Raw genomic sequence first — 18,645 nt, forward strand, 5'->3', positions numbered from 1 at the left:
TTAAAGCTCTCTTCTGGCACACATCAATTCAGCAGTACAGACAATTTGTCCATCCACTTTGGCTTCACAAGCGAATTTCCACAGATTGCGGCGTTCTTTTAAAAACTTCACTTCAATCACCATCTGATCGCCAGGCATTACCGGCTTTTTAAAGCGGGCTTCGTCGATAGCGGCAAACAAGTACAATTCGTTTTCTGAGCGTTCGGTAACCGTTTTAAACCCAAGAATACCGGTGGCCTGTGCCATCGCTTCCAGAATTAACACCCCTGGGAAAATTGGCATGCCCGGAAAATGGCCGGTAAAAATAGGCTCATTAATGGTGACGTTTTTAATGGCGGTGAGCGACTCGCCGGGGGTGTAATCAAGCACCCTGTCGATTAATAAAAACGGATAGCGATGTGGTAACAACGCCATAATTTCCTGAATTTCGATGGTATTTAATGAATTCGTCAAAATGAACCCTCTGACTGATTAGACCAGAACAAACAACCACAACAAAACGATGTGGTTATTCGCCGGTGACGTTACGTAATTGAGCCAGTTCCTGCTCGACATCACGCAACCGCTGATATATTTGTTCCAGCTGACGATAACGGGCGTTATTTTTTCGCCATTCCAGATTGGTCGTTGCTGGCATCCCGGACGAGTAAATGCCTTTTTCAGTGATGGCTTTGGTGATCATCGACATGCCGGTAATTTGCACGGCATCACAAATTTCGATGTGGCCGGTAATAGCGCAAGCACCGCCAATCACACAATATTTGCCAATTTTAGTACTACCGGCAACGACTGTACAGCCAGCGATGCAGCTATGGTCGCCGATCTGGACGTTATGGGCAATTTGCACCTGATTATCCAGAATGACATTGTTGCCAATCAACGTGTCGCCGATTGCACCACGATCGATGGTGGTATTGGCGCCAATTTCACAGTCGTCACCAACAATCACAGTACCGACCTGAGGAATTTTCAGCCACTGGCCACGCTCGTTGGCAAAGCCAAAACCGTCAGCGCCCAGCACGGCACCGCTGTGCACAATACAACGCTCACCAAGACGAACCCGATGATAAACCGTCACTTTAGGCCAGATTCTACAGTTGGCGGCAATTACCGCCCCTTCGCCGATAAAACTACCGGCGCCAATCTGCACACCAGCAGCAATCACTACATCTTTACTGACTACCACATAAGGCCCAAGTTGAGCCGTAGGGTCTATCTGTGCAGAGCTATCGATAATTGCCGTGGGATGGATACCATTGGCCGCTGCGGGTGTGGTATCAAGCAACTGCGCCACTTTGGCAAAAGCTACATAGGGATCTTTAACGACCAATGCAGCAACAGGGCAAAACTCCAGATCTTCTGCTTTGATAAGCAACGCTGAGGCTTTGGTCTGCTGCAGAAATTTACGGTATTTGGCGTTTGACAGAAAAGTAATCTGTCCGGACATTGCGTCCTCAAGTGTGGCAACGGCGCTGACTTCAACAGCGCCGTCTCCATGGAGCTGAGCACCTAAATGCTCAGCCAATGTCTGTAATGTATAAACCGACATTATTTAGCTTTGCTAACCTGAGTCACCACAGCTGATGAAATATCAAACTCTGGCTTGGCAAACACAGCAGCTTCAGCGTTCAGGATCACATCATACTGGTCTTTAGCAGCAATACCTTCAATGGCAGTTTTGATTAAAGCACCAATTTTGTTGTTCTCTTCGCCCTGACGCTGACGGTAGCTTTCTTCTAAGCTACGTGCCATTGGCTCATATTGTTGCTGTTGTTTTTCGATTGAGGTTTGCAGTTCTTTTTTCTGCGCTTCGCTCATCGTTGAACCGTCACGTTTAAATTTTTCAATGTTAAACTTCAGGTCATTTTCCAGCTTTTGCATTTCTGCAAACTTAGCACCAAATTCAGTTTTCAGAGCTTCCTGAATTTTCGCTGTTTGTGGGATTTGGCTGAACACGGCACGTACATTCACCACACCGATTTTCATTTCTTTTGCAGTAACAGAACCAGCCATCAGAACACTGGCGAGTAACACTGCTGTTTTAGTAAAGCTTGGCTTAAACATAATGTCCTTTGACCTCAAAATTATTCTTAAAAAGTTGTGCCGATATTAAAGCTGAAGTTCTCCTGCTCATCACCATCATACTTTTTGATGATTTTGGCCAGGCTGAAAGTTAATGGACCCATCGGTGAAATCCACTGTACTGTGACCCCTGCAGAGACCCGAATCATACCTGCATCTGAATAATCCAGCAATTCGCTTTGCAGAGAATTGGAATTCTGATATCGGGTAAGGTTGGCGAATCTGTTGATGTCGAACTCGGTATCCCAGACGTTACCGGCATCGACAAACAAACTAGTCCGCACTGAGTTGGCATAATCTTCTTTTAACAGCGGCGTTGGGGTAATTAACTCCAGCGTCGCAATTGCCATCGCATTACCACCAAAAGATCGCGTCGAAATATCATAACTGTCGAATTCAGGCGACATTGGCAGATTTGGCAACACAGCACCTGAACCTGAACCTGTTGGATCAGGCAGACCTGGTATTGAGTTGACGTAACGATACACCGCACGTGGACCAATGACCCGGTTTTCAAAGCCGCGGAAATTCTGGCCACCGGCATAGAAGTTATCACTGAATGGCAAAGTATGATCGTAGCCGTTGTTCGAGCCATAACCATTGCCGTAACCCATTTCCAATTTGCTCAGGAACGACCAACTGTGATCATTACTTAACGCAATGTAATTCGCTGCTTCAAAATTGGTTTTGAAGTAGGTTAAATCAGAATTTGGCGTGGTAATTTTACCGGATATAGATACGCGCAAACCGTCAGTCGGGAAAGTACCGCGGTTTAAAGTACTACGGATCCAACCCACTGAGACATCATAGTTGGTAAATTTGTAGGCTTGATCCGGACGGTTTGGATCAACCAACACTGCACGGAAGTGACGCAGCTGATCAAATTCCTGAATATAGGCAATTTCGCTGAAAGTAACGGCAGTACCAAAATTCAGTCGGCTGTATTCGTTGATTGGGAAGCCAAAATTAAGACCGGTGCCGTAGCTGGTCTGGTTATATGCTTCTGCACCCGCTTTGCTGCCGTCAAAATCACTGTAAAAGACGTTGCCGCCCAGACTGATGCCATCCAGGGTGAAATATGCATCGGTATAAGACAGGTTAATCGACTTCTGATACTTGTTGGTGTTCAGACTAATACCAGCTGCGTTGCCTGAGCCTAAAAAGCTTTGTTGCTCAATACCAAACTGGAAAGCCAACCCCTGATAACTACCAAAGGACACGCCGGCATTAAAACTGCCTGACGAACGTTCTTTGATTTTAAAATCGACGTCAACTTTGTCTTCAGTGCCTGGCACTGGCTTGGTTTCAAATTCAACCTTTTCGATATACGGCAGACGTTGTACCCATAATTTTGAAGACTCCAGGGTGTCGTTCGACAACCAGGCACCTTCCATCTGACGGATTTCACGGCGAATAACTTCATCTTTGGTCGCGGCATTGCCACTAACCAGAATGCGGTTCACGTACACCCGTTTACCCGGATCAACTGACAAGGTCAAAGATACTTCTTTGGTTTCATCGTTGATATTGGTACTGGTGCGGACTTTGGAATTGGCATAACCGAAGCTTGCCAGAAACTTGGCAATACTTTCCTCGGTGTAAGTGACCAGAGCACCGTTATACAACTGTCCGGATTTGAGCGGCAGCATGGCTTTGATAAATTCATCCTGGCCAATCAAATCACCGACAAAATCGACACCAGTGACGGTATATTGCTCGCCTTCTTTCACCTGGAGCGTCACGTAAACCGAAGTTTTGTCCGGGCTGACAGCAACCGTATTGGCTTCAATCTCAAACCGTAAATAGCCACGGTCAAGATAAAAACTGCGGACTTTTTCCAAATCGCCTTTTAAGGTGTCTTTCTGATAACGATCTGATGCCATAAAACGCCACCAGGGTAAATCAACCAAAGATTCGGTATCTTTCAGAATTTGTGCGTCATCAAACAGCTCATTACCAACGATATTGATCTGCCGCACTGACGCTGCATCACCTTCGACAAATTCTAGCTTCAGGTTGACGCGGTTACGTGGCAGGTAAGTCAGTTTAATAGCGACTTTGGCGTTGTATTTACCAACACCGTGATAGAACTCAGTTAAACCATTTTCAATTTCACGGATGATGGTTTTATCCAGCTGTTCACCGATGATAATTTTCTGGTTGGTCAGACTTTCTGACAACTGTTCTTCTTTGATGTCTTTGTTGCCATCAAACTCTATGGCGTTGATTGTTGGCCGTTCTTTCACCCGGAAAGTGATGGTATTTCCATCGCGAAAAACCGCGATTTCATCAAAATGGCCAGCAGCATATAAAGATTTGATACCTTTGGACAGGGTGTATTCTGTCACTGTATCGCCGATATTAAATGGCAGATTATTCAGGGCCGCGCCTAATGCAACGCGTTGCAAGCCTTCCACCTGAATGTCTTTCACCGTAAATGATTGTTCAGCGAGCACCGAGTTGCTGGCAGTGGCCAACAACATCGCGGCTACTAATCGTTTAATTGTCATTATTTTGGACTACTTATGATTAGTTTATTACAAACGAGAAATATCGTTGAGCAGCGCAATTCCCATTAACATCAGCAGAACGAAGGCTCCAATTTTAAAACCTGTCTCCTGCGCTTTCTCAGAGACCGGCCTGCCGGTGAGAAGTTCCACCACAAGATACATTAAATGGCCGCCATCCAAAATAGGCAACGGCAGTAAATTTACCACACCAAGGTTGACACTTATCAGCGCCAGGAAGGATAAGAAGGCAATAAGCCCCAAATCTGCACTATTTCCAGCACCTTGCGCAATCGAAATTGGCCCGCTTAAATGCTTGACTGACACATCGCCAAACAACAGTTTTTCGACCATCGAAAAGCTCAGGCGTACCAGTTGCCAGGTCCTTACTGTGCCTTGCCAGACGGCATCAACCGGACCATATTGCTGCTCAAAAAACATTGAATCTTCAAGCGGTTGCACCTTGGGCGCTACCCCTAGAAAGCCCTGGTGAAAGCCATCCGGCATGGTGCGGCTTTGCGGCGTCACATCCAGCCGGACTTCGGCGCCCTGGCGTTCAATCAGCAGCGGAATTGGCTTGCCAGGGTTGTTCTGAATAATTTGCACTAGTTGATCCCAACGCTGCAAACTGACCCCGGCAGCGGCAATAAATTTATCACCCATTTGCAGGCCAGAAATTTCTGCAGCAGAGCCTTTTTCCAGGCTGGCGACCTCTAATAATGCGATTGCTTGTTTCGGAACTAGCCCCAAACTGGTAAAAATAGAGTCTTTGTCCGGATCAAAGCGCCAATCGCGTAAATCCAGCTGATAAGTTGCTTCAGCCTCTGTTTCTGGATCTTGCATCGTGAAGCTGACATTGTCGCGGCCAATCTGCCCGACCAGCAGTAAACTAATGGCCTGCCAGTCGCGGACAGCTTCGCCATTCACAGCAACAATCTTTTGCTCGTTTGGCAGCTGTGCAGTTGCGGCAATTGAATTTGGAATGACATCGGCCACCACTGGCTTTAACGTTGGTACACCGATCAAATACATTACCGCCAAAATGAAAATGGCAAACAAAAAATTGGCAATGGGCCCGGCGGCAATCACTGCCATCCGCTGCGGTACTGTTTTGTTATTAAAAGCTAAATCAGCAAATTGCGGCAACACCGGGTCAATGCGCTCATCCAGCATCCGCACATAGCCACCCAGTGGAATCGCAGCAATGATAAATTCGGTGCCTTGGCGGTCACGCCAGCTAAACAAGGTTTTGCCAAAACCAATCGAAAACTTTTTCACCAGAATGCCGTTTTTACGCGCCACCCAAAAATGACCAAATTCGTGGACAGTGACCAATAATCCCAATGCCACCACAAAAGACATCAGGCTCCAGAGTATGTCACTCATCGGACGAAATTCCTTAGTTGTTGTTGGGCATAAGCCCGGCTTTCAGCGTCTAGCGCCAGAATATCATCCAGTTGTGATGCCTGATGGCTGGCAAAGCGCGCCAGGCAGAGCGCATTCAGTTTGGCAATCGCGGTAAATGAAATCTGTTGTTGTAAAAAGGCTTCAACCGCCACTTCATTGGCGGCATTAAGTGCTGTTGTCGCGCCCTGCCCATGTCGACAGGCGTCAATCGCCAGACCAAGACAAGGGTAACGTTGCGGCTCCGGCCGTTCAAAAGTGAAGCTACCTAAATTGAAGAAATCCAGCGGTTTAACGTTGCTGGCAATGCGCTCTGGAAATGCCAGCGCATGCGCAATCGGCGTGCGCATATCGGGATTACCAAGCTGTGCCAACACCGAACCGTCACTGTATTGCACCATTGAATGAATAATACTTTGCGGATGCAGCACCACTTCAATATCTTGCGGCTGACAATTAAACAACCAGCGTGTCTCGATAAACTCGAGGCCTTTGTTCATCATGGTGGCGCTGTCGACGGAGATTTTCCGCCCCATAGCCCAATTGGGATGAGCAACCGCTTGCTCGGGCGTGATCTGATCAAACAGGGCTAAATCAGTTTGCCGGAATGGGCCGCCACTGCCAGTCAGCAGAATTTTCGAGATACCGGCCTGTGGCAACGATCCTTGATAACTATGGGCTTGCAAGGCGGGTGGCAGGCATTGGAAAATAGCGTTGTGCTCGCTGTCGATCGGCAACAAAATTGCTTGATGGTGTTTAACCGCATCAATAAACAATTCTCCGCTCATCACCAGCGCTTCTTTGTTGGCCAGCAATACCGTTTTGCCTTGTTTCACTGCCGCCAGCGTTGGTAACAAACCAGCCGCTCCGACAATCGCCGCCATCACAATATCAGCGTCTGTGTGACCAGCCAGTTCTGCAAATGATGCTGCGCCAACCAGAACTTCAGTTTGACTACCAGATATCGTCAGTTGCTCACGCAACCAGCGTGCATCAGACTCCAAGAGCAAAGCTGCAAAACGGGGTTTAAAATCCAAACATTGTTGCAGCAGTTTTTCGACTTGCCGGCCCGCGGTCAACGCCAGCACCGAAAAGCGCTCCGGGTGCTGTGCTATCACATCCAGCGTATTGCAACCAATAGAACCAGTCGAGCCTAAAATGACAACCTGACGGGGCATTAAAAGCCACCTAACATAGCAACAAATAACGCAAATAACGGTGCCGTGGCGGTCAGACTGTCGATACGATCCATGATGCCGCCATGACCAGGGAAGATGCTGCCGCTGTCTTTCAGGCCTGCTACCCTTTTAAACATACTTTCGGATAAATCGCCAAACACCGACAACAACGTCAGGATAAACGCCGCCAGATACCACAGAGCCACGCCTTGCGGCCACTGCAAATAAGCAGCAACACCGGTCAAAAGTGCCATCACAAACGCCATGCCGCCAATCATACCTTCCAGCGTTTTACCCGGGCTAACTTCTGGCAACAACTTATGTTTACCAAAGGGTTTACCAATCACATAACCGCCAATATCAGCGGCCCACACCAGCCCCAGCAACATGCAAATCAGCCAGGCCCCGGTAAAAGTCGATTGCTCATAATTGACATTTCTAAGCAGCAATAACGCGGCAAAACTAGGCACCAGCGTCAGCCAGCCCATCATCGCTTTGAACAATTTCTGCTGTTGCCAGTAAGCTTTCGTATTACTGAAACTAAGCACCAGTAATACCGCCAGCAACCACCAGCCCACGCCAATCCACAAAGCTGATTCAGCCACCAGATTGGTTTGCACCGGCCACGCCAGCTGCGGTGGTAACGCCTGATAACACAGTAAATACCAAAATGCTGACCCGACAGTAAAACTTAAGCGTTGTGGCACTGTCTGCCAACCGCAAAAACTGGCCCATTCCCAGGCCGCGATTAAAAATGCGCAGCCAAGGAAGATGGCAAAGCCAATCGGCGGCAGGTAAAACACGGCGCCAAGCGCCAAAGGCGCCAGTACTAATGCCGTGAGCAGACGTTGTTTAAACAATCTTATAATCCTTCTGTGAAACCGGCAGCCATGGCCCTGATTTGTTCACCGGTGCAGCCATAACGGCGCTCGCGGCTGACAAAACTGGCTATTGCCTCAGCAAACACCTGGTCGTCAAAATCTGGCCATAAAGTGTCGATAAAGCAAAGTTCGGCGTAAGCAGCCTGCCACAATAAAAAGTTACTGATGCGAATATCACCACCGGTGCGGATCATCAAATCCAGCTCTGGTTGTTCATGCATCTGAATATGTTGCGACAGCATGTGTTCGGTGATGTCAGCGGGTTGTAACTGCCCCGCCGCGACTTGTGTTGCAAGTTGCTGTGCAGCGTTAGCGATATCCCAGCGCCCACCATAATTGGCGGCAACATTCAGCGTCAAGCCGGTATTGTTGGCGGTGAGCTGTTGCGCCTTTTCGATATTGGCCTGTAACTTGTCACTGAATCGCGACAAATCACCAATAATATTCAACCGCACCTGGTTCTTGTGCAGCGCTTTTACTTCTTTTTCCAGCACAAATAAAAACAGCTGCATCAGACTGGAGACTTCGTCTTCCGGTCGGCGCCAGTTTTCACTGCTGAACGCGAATAGTGTAAGCGAAGGAATACCGAGCTTACGGCAAAAACTGACAGCGCGACGCACCGCGTCCACGCCTTTTTTGTGTCCCCAGACCCGAGGTTTACCCTGGCGTTCAGCCCAGCGGCCGTTACCATCCATAATAATTCCGACATGTTGCGGCAAAGCGTGGTTAAACGCTTGTGTCTCTTCTGTCATCAGTGCCTGCCTGCAGCGGCTACAGGTACAAACCTGCAGCGTTTATCCGAACAAAAAAGCGCCGCGTAGTAACTGCACGGCGCTTTGTATACAAAGCAACGATCTAATTGGCTATACGGCCATCAGTTCTTTTTCTTTGTCTGCTAAAACTTCATCAACTTTTTTGATCCAGACATCAGTAATTTTCTGAATTTCTTCAGAACCACGACGCTCGTCATCTTCACTGATTTCTTTGTCTTTTTGCAGCGCTTTTAAATCAGCATTGGCATCACGACGGATGTTGCGTACTGCAACCCGGGCGCCTTCGGCTTCACCACGAACCACTTTCACCAAATCTTTACGACGTTCTTCGGTCAGCGCCGGCAAAGGTACACGAATGGAGGTGCCGGCACCAATTGGGTTTAAACCCAAATCAGATTGCATAATGGCTTTTTCAACAGCCTGGATCATCGAACGGTCAAATACCGTGATCATCAGGGTGCGGGAGTCTTCTGCTGACACGTTGGCGACCTGACGCAATGGCGTGTCAGAACCGTAATAAGAAACCTGAATGCTGTCGAGCAGACTTGGATGCGCGCGACCGGTACGAATTTTCGTCAACTGGTTTTTCAGCGCATCAACGCTTTTTTCCATCCGGGTTTTGCTGTCTTTGATAATATCGTTAATCACCTGATTATTTCCTTTGAGTTATTATACCCGTCATCCTTGAAGTTGCAGGGTTGTTGCCTGCGCTCGTTCGCCCTAGTCACATAGGACAACTATGCTCCTAGGGTCTCACTCACTTGTCGCCTACCTGCATCTTCAATTATTTTGGGTATAAGCTAAGCCAGGATCTGGCTCTGCTGGTTAACGCTGGGCGCTAGTCTACTGCAAATTTTCGGCGTGGTCGATCACTGTGCCTTCGGTCTCACCCATGATCACCCGCTTTAATGCTCCAGGTTTGTTCATATTAAACACCCGGATTTGCATATTATGGTCACGAGCCAGGGTGAATGCCGCTAAATCCATCACTTTAAGTTCTTTATCCAGCACTTCGTTGTAGGTCAACTGACTGTACAAAGTCGCATTTGGATCTTTCACCGGATCGGCTGAATAGACGCCGTCAACTTTAGTGGCTTTTAAAACGCAGTCGGCCTCGATTTCAATTCCGCGCAAGCACGCTGCTGAATCTGTTGTGAAAAATGGGTTACCGGTACCGGCAGAGAAAATCACTACCCGGCCAGATTTCAGTAAACTGATGGCTTCTGCCCAGCTGTAATTATCGCAAACACCATTGAGTGGAAAGGCACTCATCAAACGGGCGTTCACAAAGGCACGGTGCAACGCATCACGCATCGCCAGACCGTTCATCACAGTGGCTAACATGCCCATATGATCGCCAACCACCCGGTTCATACCGGCTTTGGCCAGACCTTCACCACGGAAAATATTACCACCACCAATCACGATACCAACCTGGACGCCAAGCTCCACCAGCTCTTTGATTTCCTGGGCCATCCGATCCAGTACTTTGGGATCGATCCCAAAACCTTCGTCACCCATCAGGGCTTCACCGCTTAGTTTTAATAAAATTCTTCTATAGGTTGGTTTTGGACTTGTGCTCATGAGATCCCCATCAGGCCGGATTGAAGTGTCATCTGTAAACATTATTGCGGTTTCCTTACATGCCATTCAGCCGGGAATCGGCTGCTGCTATTGCAGTCCGCGCTGCAACATCACCGGAATTGGAGGCAATCACGGTGCATACTCTTTTTTTCATCACAGCTACGACCAATCATTCGTGAAAATGTTCTGTCAGCTGTGCTTTGAGGAACTGAGTTTCAGGCTTTGACCCTGAACACCAGATAGCAAAGGTTGAGACTCTTGCTCCCTCATTTAAAAAAAAACCGCGACGGGCGTGGCCGGGTCGCGGTTATTTTAGCGGGTTTTAGCCATTAGCTAAAGCTTGCATTATTTTTTTGCAGCAGCGATTTGTGCAGCAACTTCAGCAGCGAAGTCAGTTTCCTGTTTCTCGATGCCTTCGCCTACTTCTAAGCGAATGAAGCTAACAGCTTTGGCGCCTTTCTGTTTCAGGAATTCGCCAACAGTGATGCTTGGGTCTTTCACGAACATTTGGCCAGTTAAAGAAACTTCGCCGGTGAACTTAGTCATACGACCAGCAACCATTTTTTCTGCGATTTCTTTAGTTTTGCCGCTGTTGATAGCGATTTCAACCTGGATTTCCTGCTCTTTTGCCACAACTTCAGCCGGAACTGCGTCTGGTGTCAAGAAAGAAGGGTTGTTAGCAGCAACGTGCATTGCCACGTCTTTTGCGATTTCTTCGTTACCGCCTTCTAATACAGTCAACACGCCGATACGGCCTGAGTGAGTGTATTGACCGATCACGTCGCCCTGAGCTAATGAAATGCGGCGTACGTTGATGTTTTCGCCGATTTTAGTCACTAAAGTCGCACGAGCTTCTTCAACGGTGGTATCACCTAATGAAGCAGCACTGATTTCTTCGATAGTGAACAGCTTGTTGGCGTGTGCCAGGTCAGCTACTGAGTTGGCGAAAGCCAGGAAGCTGGCGTCACGACCGACGAAGTCAGTTTCACAGTTAAATTCGATTGCAACAGCATAACCGTTGCCAACGCGAGTAATAACAGTACCTTCTGCAGCGATCCGACCAGCTTTCTTAGCAGCTTTGGCCTGACCGTTTTTACGCATTAATTCGATTGCGCCTTCGATGTCACCATTGGTTTCTTCTAAAGCTTTTTTGCAATCCATCATGCCAGCGCCAGTGCGCTCGCGTAATTCTTTTACCATACCGGCAGTAACAGCCATGGGAATTCCTCGCATTCAATCAGGTTAGACAAACAGGGGCCGCGGCCCCTGTTCAAATTAAACGTTTTACACCCGTCACCCTTGAGGATAACGGGTATAGTCGTGTTTCAGATGACAGAAACACCAGACACTGCTAATTACTCAGCAGCAACGAAGTTGTCGGCTTCAGCCTGAACTTCGATGTTTTTGTCACGTCCTTCAACGATCGCCTGATTCACGGCAGCCAGGTATAACTGGATAGCGCGGATAGCGTCGTCGTTGCCTGGAACGACAAAGTCAACACCTTCTGGATCAGAGTTAGTATCAACGATAGAAACTACTGGAATACCCAGGTTGTTTGCTTCTTTGATAGCGATGTGTTCATGGTCGGCATCGATCACGAACAGAACATCAGGCAGGCCGCCCATGTCCTTAATACCACCTAAGCTCTTGTCCAGCTTTTCCATCTCGCGGGTACGGTCTAAAGCTTCTTTTTTGGTCAGCTTGTCAAAAGTACCGTCCTGGCTTTGTGATTCCAGGTCTTTCAGACGCTTGATAGATTGACGAACTGTTTTCCAGTTAGTCAGCATGCCACCTAACCAGCGGTGGTTTACGAAGTACTGATCAGATTGCTGAGCAGCTTCTTTGATTGCTTCTGAAGCAGCGCGCTTGGTACCAACAAACAGGATTTTGCCTTTTTTGGCAGCCACTGACTGGATGAAAGCCAGTGCGTCATTCATCATAGGAACAGTTTTTTCCAGGTTGATGATATGAACGCGGTTACGGGCGCCGAAAATGAAAGGCTTCATTTTTGGGTTCCAGTAACGGGTTTGGTGACCAAAATGTACGCCCGCCTGGAGCATATCGCGCATTGAAACTTTTGCCATCAGAGTTATTTCCTTTGAGTGGGGGTTAGGCCTCCATACACCCCATAAATCCGACCAGTTTTCACTGGCACCCCGGCTTATGTGACGGTGTATGTGTGTTATTTAATTAAGTTTGGTTCGCTAAGCTGACAACATCATTTGTAGTATTTCGTGAAAAAAGCCACAAGCTATTTGCCAAATTGCGGCGCGCTTTATACCATAGGCGCCCTTGAAACACAATCTGCTGCGTAGATTTACGGCAAAGTGGGTAGTTTTACAGCAGATGTATAGCAGAGAGAAATGGCATGGCCGCAAACATTAAGACTCCGGAACAGATTGAAAAAATGCGCGTCGCAGGACGTCTGGCCGCCGAAGTGCTTGAAATGATTGAGCCTCACGTGAAAGCTGGCGTTAGCACCGGCGAACTCGATCGCATCTGCCATGACTATATTGTCAATGTGCAGCAGGCGATCCCCGCTCCTCTGAACTACCATGGTTTTCCAAAATCTATTTGTACCTCAGTTAATCATGTGATTTGTCACGGTATTCCGGCCGACGATAAAACGCTGAAAGACGGCGATATCATCAATATTGATATCACGGTGATCAAAGACGGTTTCCACGGTGATACCTCAAAAATGTTTGTGATTGGTAAACCAAGCATTCTGGCCGAACGGCTGATCCGGGTGACGCAAGAAGCGCTTTATCTGGGCTTGAAAAAAGTCAAAAACGGCTGCCGGTTAGGTGATATTGGCCACGCCATTCAGGTGCACGCTGAGCAACACAACTATTCGATTGTCCGCGAATATTGTGGCCACGGTATTGGTCAGGTATTCCATGAAGATCCGCAGGTATTGCATTACGGCAAGCCAGGCACCGGCGAAATTTTAAAAACCGGTATGTGTCTGACAATTGAGCCAATGGTCAATGCCGGTGAACGTCAGAGCAAATTGTTAAAAGACGGCTGGACGGTCGTAACGAAAGATCGTAGTTTATCAGCTCAGTTTGAACACACCATTGTGGTCACTGAAACGGGCTGCGAAATTCTGACATTACGCCAGGATGACACGATCGAACGAGTCCTGACTGCCGGTTGATTTTAAAAGTAATTTTAAGGCGCTGGCAGTTCAGACCACCAAAAAGTAACCACTTAGGGTATTTTTTCATGAACACGGCGCTTGCATTTGATAAGACCATTCCAAGCCACTTTACCCTCGATAGTTACAAAAAACATTTTGCCGACTTTCTGGAATGGCTGAAAGTCAGCTCGCAAACCCAGACCGTCAACAGTTTGGTGAAATCGCGGGCGCGTTTTATGGACGATGTGTTGCAATCCTTATGGCAACACTTTGATCTGAATAAACAAAAGCAGCTAACGCTGATTGCCGTTGGCGGTTATGGCCGTGGCGAACTCCATCCTTACTCTGATATCGACTTATTGATCCTGACCGAAGCCCGCTTAAGCCCGGCGTTGCAGGAACAAATTGCTCATTTTGTCACCTTGCTGTGGGATCTACGCTTAGAAGTTGGCCATAGCGTGCGCACCATTAAAGAATCGGTCAGCCTCGGCAAAGACGACATCACCATCGCCACCAATCTGATGGAAATGCGTTATCTGGCGGGCAATCAGCAGCTGTTTGACAGTTTGCAGGCGGAAGTCAGTAAAGATAACTTCTGGCCCAGTAAAGACTTTTTCCAGGCGAAACGCCACGAACAACAAGGCCGCCACGCGCAGTATCACGGCACCGCTTACAACCTCGAACCGAATTTAAAAGCCAACCCGGGTGGCCTGCGCGATATTCAGACCATCGGCTGGGTGGCAAAAAAACATTTCCGTACCCGCACCATGCGTGAGCTGGTGGCCTATCAGTACCTGACTGAAGATGAATATCAGGAGCTGATGGAGTGTGAAGCTTATTTATGGCAGATGCGTTTTGCCCTACATATTGAAGCCGGTCGCAACGAAAACCGCATTCTGTTTGATTATCAGCCAGCTGTGGCGAATCGCCTCGGTTTTGGTGATGACGGCAAAGCCTCAGTAGAGCGGATGATGAAGCGTTTTTTCCGCACCGTGCAACGCGTCAGCGAACTGAACGAAATGCTGCTGCAGCATTTTGAAGGCAGTATTTTAAAAAGCCACAGCAAGTATAAAACCCTGCCATTGGATGATTTTTTTGAAATCCAGGGCCATCTGATCCACGCCACCGACAAAGCGGTGTTTGCGCGGCGTGAAAATATCCTGCGCTTGTTCTGGCATATCGCTAATCATCCGCAAATTCATGGCATTCACTCGGAAACCATTCGCTTGCTGCGGCAAGTTCGTCGTCGTCTGATGGGGGATCTTCAGGATTATGAAGCATGCCGTCAGCTGTTTATGGCGATTATCCGTCATCCGCATGGCATGGACAGAGCAATCACTCTGATGCACCGGCACGGTATTCTGGCCGCTTATTTGCCACAGTGGCGCAATATCGTCGGCCAGATGCAGTTTGATTTGTTCCATGCGTATACGGTAGACGAGCACACGCACCGGGTATTAAAGAACCTTCATCGCTACAGCGAACCAGAATTTGCCAATGAATTTCCACTGTGCACCGATATCGTCAATCGGCTGGAAAAACCGGAGCTGCTGTATTTAGGTGGCATTTTCCACGATATCGCCAAAGGCCGCGGCGGCGATCACTCCGATTTAGGTGCAATGGATGCACGTGAATTTGGCAAGCTGCATAAACTCAGCGAATTTGATACCAAGCTGATTGTCTGGCTGGTTGAACAACATTTATTGATGTCGGTGACAGCGCAACGCCGCGATATTCACGACCCGGCGGTGATTGCAGAATTTGCTGAAAAAGTCCGCGATGAAACCCGTCTAAACTATCTGTATTGTTTAACGCTGGCCGATATTCGCGCCACCAATGACAATTTGTGGAACGACTGGAAAGGCTCGTTATTACGGGAGCTGTATTTAGGCACGCAAAAAGCTTTTCGCCGTGGTTTGGAAAAACCGATGGATTTGCGCGATCAAATCCGCGAACACCAAACCGAAGCACTGCGGTTGTTGGCAGAAAAAGGCTTTAGCGAAGTACAGGTCAATCCACTGTGGAACAAATTTAAAGCCGACTATTTCGCCCGCTATAATCCGCGGTTGATTGCCTGGCATACGGAAAATCTGCTGCAACATGCTGACTTTAGCCAGCCAATGGTGCTGATTAGCCCAAGCGCGATGCGCGGTGGCACGCAGATTTTCGTCTACACCGCCGACCAGCCAAACTTATTTGCCCGGATGGTGGCAGCACTTGATAGCAAAAAAGTCAGTATTTTTGATGCACAAATCATGACCAATAAAGACGGTTATGCGATGGATACCTTTGTGGTGTTGGAGCAAAACGGCGCTGCGGTGACCTCGACATCACGCATCGCCAGCATCAAAAAAGCGCTGGAAACTTACATTACCAACCCACCGACCACAGAGCGGCAAAAAGCACGGCCAAACAAACAGTTACGGGCTTTTCATGTTCCACCAAAAGTGGTGTTTTTACCGGGTAAAAACAAACAGCGTACCATGCTGGAACTGGCGGCCTTAGATACACCGGGCTTGCTGGCTGATATCGGTCAGGTGTTTTCGCAATGCGAAATTAATATTCACGCCGCCAAAATCACCACCATTGGCGAGCGTGCCGAAGACTTTTTTATGATTTCCACCCGCCAGGACGAAGCGTTAACAGCTGACGAGCAAAGTCAGCTGCGCCGCGTACTGGTGGAACAACTTACCCATGCAACAGAGGGCTAAAGCACTACCATGGCTGATTTAAAAAGCATTATCGAAGACGCGTTTGAAAACCGCATGAATATCACTCCGGCAACGGTCAGCAGCGACGTAAAAAGCGCTGTGGAAGCCGCTATTGCCTTATTGGACAGCGGTCAGGCCCGGGTTGCTGAAAAAATCGCCGGCGAATGGGTGACGCATCAATGGCTGAAAAAAGCCGTATTGTTGTCCTTTCGCATTAATGACAACCAGGTGATGGACGGCGCAGAAAACCGTTTCTTCGACAAAGTTCCGATGAAATTTGCCGACTACACCCACGAGCGTTTTGTCGCCGAAGGCATGCGCGTGGTACCTCCAGCCTCAGTGCGTAAAGGCAGTTTTATCGGTAAAAACGTGGTGTTGATGCCAAGCTACGTCAATATCGGCGCTTATGTCGGCGAAGGCACCATGGTCGATACTTGGGCCACTGTTGGTTCTTGTGCACAAATTGGTAAAAACGTGCATTTATCCGGCGGCGTAGGCATTGGTGGTGTGTTAGAGCCATTGCAGGCTAACCCAACCATCATCGAAGATAACTGCTTTATCGGCGCGCGTTCTGAGGTGGTCGAAGGCGTGATTATCGAAGAAGGTGCAGTGCTGTCAATGGGCGTGTATATCAGCCAGTCGACGCGCATTTATGACCGTGAAACCGGCGAAGTGACCTACGGCCGTGTACCAGCAGGTGCTGTGGTGGTGCCAGGCTCAATTCCAAGTAAAGATGGTTCCCATAGTTTATACGCTGCAATCATCGTGAAACGGGTTGACGCCCAAACCCGTGCTAAAGTCGGGATTAATGCGTTATTACGCAGTATCGAGTAGCAGCGTGTCGTTGCCGATCACGATAGGTTGAAACTAATACAGCCGCTTTTGCGGCTGTTGTTTTGGTTAGGCTAAATTTTCCGCAATAATGTTTTGTTAGTCGCCCTTTTCAATGACTGCTAAAGTTCTTTCGATAAAACGGACAAATGCTTCTTCTGGTATAAAATCAGCTTTGTTTTCCACGTTAAACTTTCCCAAAATAATTTTCATTTGGGCATCATTCTTAATTTCGATTGCCGATTTACCATCCCCCTTCAGCTTTGTAACTCTTGCCACCCAAGCTAAAGTATTATTCTTAAACATTTGAAGTTCGGTTTTACCGGTTGGTTTACCGTGGCCAGGGACAATCAAACTCTCGTCATTGCCTAGTTTTAGAATGCCTTCAATGGCCTTGCTAAACCCGGACACGCCACCCGCATAAAATGTTGGATGCCAGCTGGTGTCATAAATATCTCCCACAAAAATACTGTTACTCTTAGAGTGAAAATAAACTTTATCCACAAGTGAATGAGATATAGCCACAAAATCTTCAATCTCTGTTAAATGAACTGCATCGTTCATCAGCAAGCCACCTTTGCCAATAAAATAATTATTTCCATCGGAGTGATCGCTATGCACATGCGTATTTAATATAAATCTTGCAGATCCTCCAGTAAGGTTATCGATCAACGCATGCAAAGCGTCTAGATTTTTTTCCCCCGGCATTGGATCGACCAATACAATTCCGTCTGTCGTTTTGAACAAACCAATATTTGTGCCATAACCGATAGCATTTAAAATAAATGCGTCTTCGCACAATTTGGTGACCGAAATGTTCGAAGTATTTGCCCACCCAATGGCCGGGTAGATCACGGCGAAAAATAACAATGTCAACTTCATGGATAATCCTTTTATACGAACTACCAATGTTTTAATGTGCGTTTAACAAGCCCTCGCACCGCTACCAATACTCAACAATCCGACGTACTTTGCCATCGGCAAATTCGAACATAGCCAGGTGATAGGCCGGGGTTCCGGTTTGTTGATAACGCCGGACCGCAGCGGCATTCAGGCCGGGTAACACCACTTCAATCTGATAACGCGGCAGTTGGTCTTTAAAACTTTTGGCTTCAATGGCTTTAAGCATATTGCGGTACAGCAAATCACGGCTATAGGTACCACCATATTTTTCGTGCACATATTCAAAATCCGGGCTGTATAAAGCAAACAACGCATCAACATCAGCTATCACTGAAGTGGTCAACATCGCTTTGTTCTGTAATTCGGTGATTTGATGCACCAATGCCAGGATCTGGGGCGCTGACATTTGCGATGGGTGAGTTTGCGTTGCCGCCGCAGTTTTTGCTTCGGCAGCGATCAAAGGCGCACTGCACCAACCAATACTACATGCGACGAAACACATGAGAATAATTTGATTATTTTTCATAAAGTTACTCCTGGAGATAAAGGATATTTTCAAACTATGACGAGCCAGTTCACGTTAACAGCCTAGGTTAAAAACACTGGCGGAAATGCTGATTTTTTGCTGATTTAACCCTGAATAGTGATT

The 18,645-nt window shown here is 47.8% G+C and carries 17 protein-coding genes; 3 read left to right on the forward strand and 14 right to left on the reverse strand.

The genetic code is table 11. From position 1 onward, the window contains the following. From fabZ to rpsB, 12 genes are all read right to left on the reverse strand, one after another. The gene (gene fabZ / locus A5320_RS11295; RefSeq protein ID WP_068064381.1) at window positions 1-453 is read right to left on the reverse strand and encodes a 3-hydroxyacyl-ACP dehydratase FabZ; all 453 of its coding nucleotides are present in this window, start codon (window positions 451-453) and stop codon (window positions 1-3) included. 55 nt (window positions 454-508) lie between these two features. Beyond that, window positions 509-1,549 (reverse strand): UDP-3-O-(3-hydroxymyristoyl)glucosamine N-acyltransferase, encoded by a 1,041-nt coding sequence (gene lpxD / locus A5320_RS11300; protein ID WP_068064383.1) that lies wholly within the window; start codon window positions 1,547-1,549, stop codon window positions 509-511. After that, window positions 1,549-2,064, reverse strand: coding sequence for an OmpH family outer membrane protein (locus A5320_RS11305; RefSeq protein ID WP_068064385.1), 516 nt, complete (start codon window positions 2,062-2,064; stop codon window positions 1,549-1,551). Before A5320_RS11305 ends, lpxD begins: the two co-directional genes overlap by 1 nt. A gap of 26 nt (window positions 2,065-2,090) precedes the next feature. Next, entirely contained in the window at window positions 2,091-4,592 is a 2,502-nt protein-coding gene (gene bamA / locus A5320_RS21950; RefSeq protein ID WP_068064387.1) for an outer membrane protein assembly factor BamA, read from the reverse strand. 27 nt (window positions 4,593-4,619) lie between these two features. Then, on the reverse strand, window positions 4,620-5,975 hold the full coding sequence (gene rseP / locus A5320_RS21955; protein ID WP_068064389.1) for a sigma E protease regulator RseP: 1,356 nt from the start codon (window positions 5,973-5,975) through the stop codon (window positions 4,620-4,622). Next, on the reverse strand, window positions 5,972-7,171 hold the full coding sequence (gene ispC / locus A5320_RS11320) for a 1-deoxy-D-xylulose-5-phosphate reductoisomerase (RefSeq protein ID WP_068064391.1): 1,200 nt from the start codon (window positions 7,169-7,171) through the stop codon (window positions 5,972-5,974). The genes rseP and ispC overlap by 4 nt, the downstream gene beginning before the upstream one ends. After that, window positions 7,171-8,031, reverse strand: a complete 861-nt coding sequence (locus tag A5320_RS11325) for a phosphatidate cytidylyltransferase (RefSeq protein ID WP_068064393.1) — start codon at window positions 8,029-8,031, stop codon at window positions 7,171-7,173. The genes ispC and A5320_RS11325 overlap by 1 nt, the downstream gene beginning before the upstream one ends. A 2-nt stretch (window positions 8,032-8,033) precedes the next feature. After that, window positions 8,034-8,804, reverse strand: a complete 771-nt coding sequence (gene uppS / locus A5320_RS11330) for a polyprenyl diphosphate synthase (RefSeq protein ID WP_068064395.1) — start codon at window positions 8,802-8,804, stop codon at window positions 8,034-8,036. Between the two features lie 111 nt (window positions 8,805-8,915). Next, window positions 8,916-9,473 (reverse strand): ribosome recycling factor, encoded by a 558-nt coding sequence (frr, locus tag A5320_RS11335; RefSeq protein ID WP_068064397.1) that lies wholly within the window; start codon window positions 9,471-9,473, stop codon window positions 8,916-8,918. A 195-nt stretch (window positions 9,474-9,668) separates the two neighbouring features. Then, window positions 9,669-10,409, reverse strand: coding sequence for a UMP kinase (pyrH, locus tag A5320_RS11340; RefSeq protein ID WP_068064950.1), 741 nt, complete (start codon window positions 10,407-10,409; stop codon window positions 9,669-9,671). A gap of 345 nt (window positions 10,410-10,754) precedes the next feature. Then, window positions 10,755-11,627 (reverse strand): translation elongation factor Ts, encoded by an 873-nt coding sequence (tsf, locus tag A5320_RS11345; protein ID WP_068064398.1) that lies wholly within the window; start codon window positions 11,625-11,627, stop codon window positions 10,755-10,757. A gap of 137 nt (window positions 11,628-11,764) precedes the next feature. Beyond that, entirely contained in the window at window positions 11,765-12,493 is a 729-nt protein-coding gene (gene rpsB, locus A5320_RS11350) for a 30S ribosomal protein S2 (RefSeq protein ID WP_068064399.1), read from the reverse strand. 284 nt (window positions 12,494-12,777) lie between these two features. Here rpsB and map point away from each other — a divergent pair, with 284 nt between their 5' ends. The 3 genes from map (at window position 12,778) to dapD (ending at window position 17,096) form a co-directional block, all read left to right on the forward strand. Next, window positions 12,778-13,569 (forward strand): type I methionyl aminopeptidase, encoded by a 792-nt coding sequence (gene map / locus A5320_RS11355; RefSeq protein WP_068064401.1) that lies wholly within the window; start codon window positions 12,778-12,780, stop codon window positions 13,567-13,569. Between the two features lie 68 nt (window positions 13,570-13,637). Further along, window positions 13,638-16,262: a [protein-PII] uridylyltransferase gene (gene glnD, locus A5320_RS11360; RefSeq protein WP_068064953.1), complete on the forward strand. Its 2,625-nt coding sequence runs from the start codon at window positions 13,638-13,640 to the stop codon at window positions 16,260-16,262. 9 nt (window positions 16,263-16,271) lie between these two features. Next, a complete protein-coding gene (dapD, locus tag A5320_RS11365; RefSeq protein ID WP_068064403.1) occupies window positions 16,272-17,096 on the forward strand; it encodes a 2,3,4,5-tetrahydropyridine-2,6-dicarboxylate N-succinyltransferase in 825 nt (274 codons plus the stop codon). Window positions 17,097-17,192: 96 nt separating this feature from the next. On the opposite strand, the gene A5320_RS11370 is transcribed toward dapD, so the two are convergent. Both A5320_RS11370 and A5320_RS11375 read right to left on the reverse strand, forming a co-directional pair. Continuing rightward, window positions 17,193-17,975, reverse strand: a complete 783-nt coding sequence (locus A5320_RS11370) for a hypothetical protein (RefSeq protein ID WP_068064405.1) — start codon at window positions 17,973-17,975, stop codon at window positions 17,193-17,195. A 61-nt stretch (window positions 17,976-18,036) separates the two neighbouring features. After that, window positions 18,037-18,522: a nuclear transport factor 2 family protein gene (locus tag A5320_RS11375; RefSeq protein ID WP_068064406.1), complete on the reverse strand. Its 486-nt coding sequence runs from the start codon at window positions 18,520-18,522 to the stop codon at window positions 18,037-18,039. Window positions 18,523-18,645 lie beyond the last annotated feature (123 nt).

Source organism: Rheinheimera sp. SA_1, assembly GCF_001669775.1.
Lineage (GTDB): Bacteria > Pseudomonadota > Gammaproteobacteria > Enterobacterales > Alteromonadaceae > Pararheinheimera.

Coding starts and splice junctions, on each gene's coding strand:
- lpxD (WP_068064383.1), bottom strand. CDS start 1,549: ATGTCGGTTTATACATTACAGACATTGGCTGAGCATTTAGGTGCTCAG.
- A5320_RS11305 (WP_068064385.1), bottom strand. CDS start 2,064: ATGTTTAAGCCAAGCTTTACTAAAACAGCAGTGTTACTCGCCAGTGTT.
- bamA (WP_068064387.1), bottom strand. CDS start 4,592: ATGACAATTAAACGATTAGTAGCCGCGATGTTGTTGGCCACTGCCAGC.
- rseP (WP_068064389.1), bottom strand. CDS start 5,975: ATGAGTGACATACTCTGGAGCCTGATGTCTTTTGTGGTGGCATTGGGA.
- ispC (WP_068064391.1), bottom strand. CDS start 7,171: ATGCCCCGTCAGGTTGTCATTTTAGGCTCGACTGGTTCTATTGGTTGC.
- uppS (WP_068064395.1), bottom strand. CDS start 8,804: ATGACAGAAGAGACACAAGCGTTTAACCACGCTTTGCCGCAACATGTC.
- pyrH (WP_068064950.1), bottom strand. CDS start 10,409: ATGAGCACAAGTCCAAAACCAACCTATAGAAGAATTTTATTAAAACTA.
- tsf (WP_068064398.1), bottom strand. CDS start 11,627: ATGGCTGTTACTGCCGGTATGGTAAAAGAATTACGCGAGCGCACTGGC.
- rpsB (WP_068064399.1), bottom strand. CDS start 12,493: ATGGCAAAAGTTTCAATGCGCGATATGCTCCAGGCGGGCGTACATTTT.
- map (WP_068064401.1), top strand. CDS start 12,778: ATGGCCGCAAACATTAAGACTCCGGAACAGATTGAAAAAATGCGCGTC.
- glnD (WP_068064953.1), top strand. CDS start 13,638: ATGAACACGGCGCTTGCATTTGATAAGACCATTCCAAGCCACTTTACC.
- dapD (WP_068064403.1), top strand. CDS start 16,272: ATGGCTGATTTAAAAAGCATTATCGAAGACGCGTTTGAAAACCGCATG.
- A5320_RS11370 (WP_068064405.1), bottom strand. CDS start 17,975: ATGAAGTTGACATTGTTATTTTTCGCCGTGATCTACCCGGCCATTGGG.
- A5320_RS11375 (WP_068064406.1), bottom strand. CDS start 18,522: ATGAAAAATAATCAAATTATTCTCATGTGTTTCGTCGCATGTAGTATT.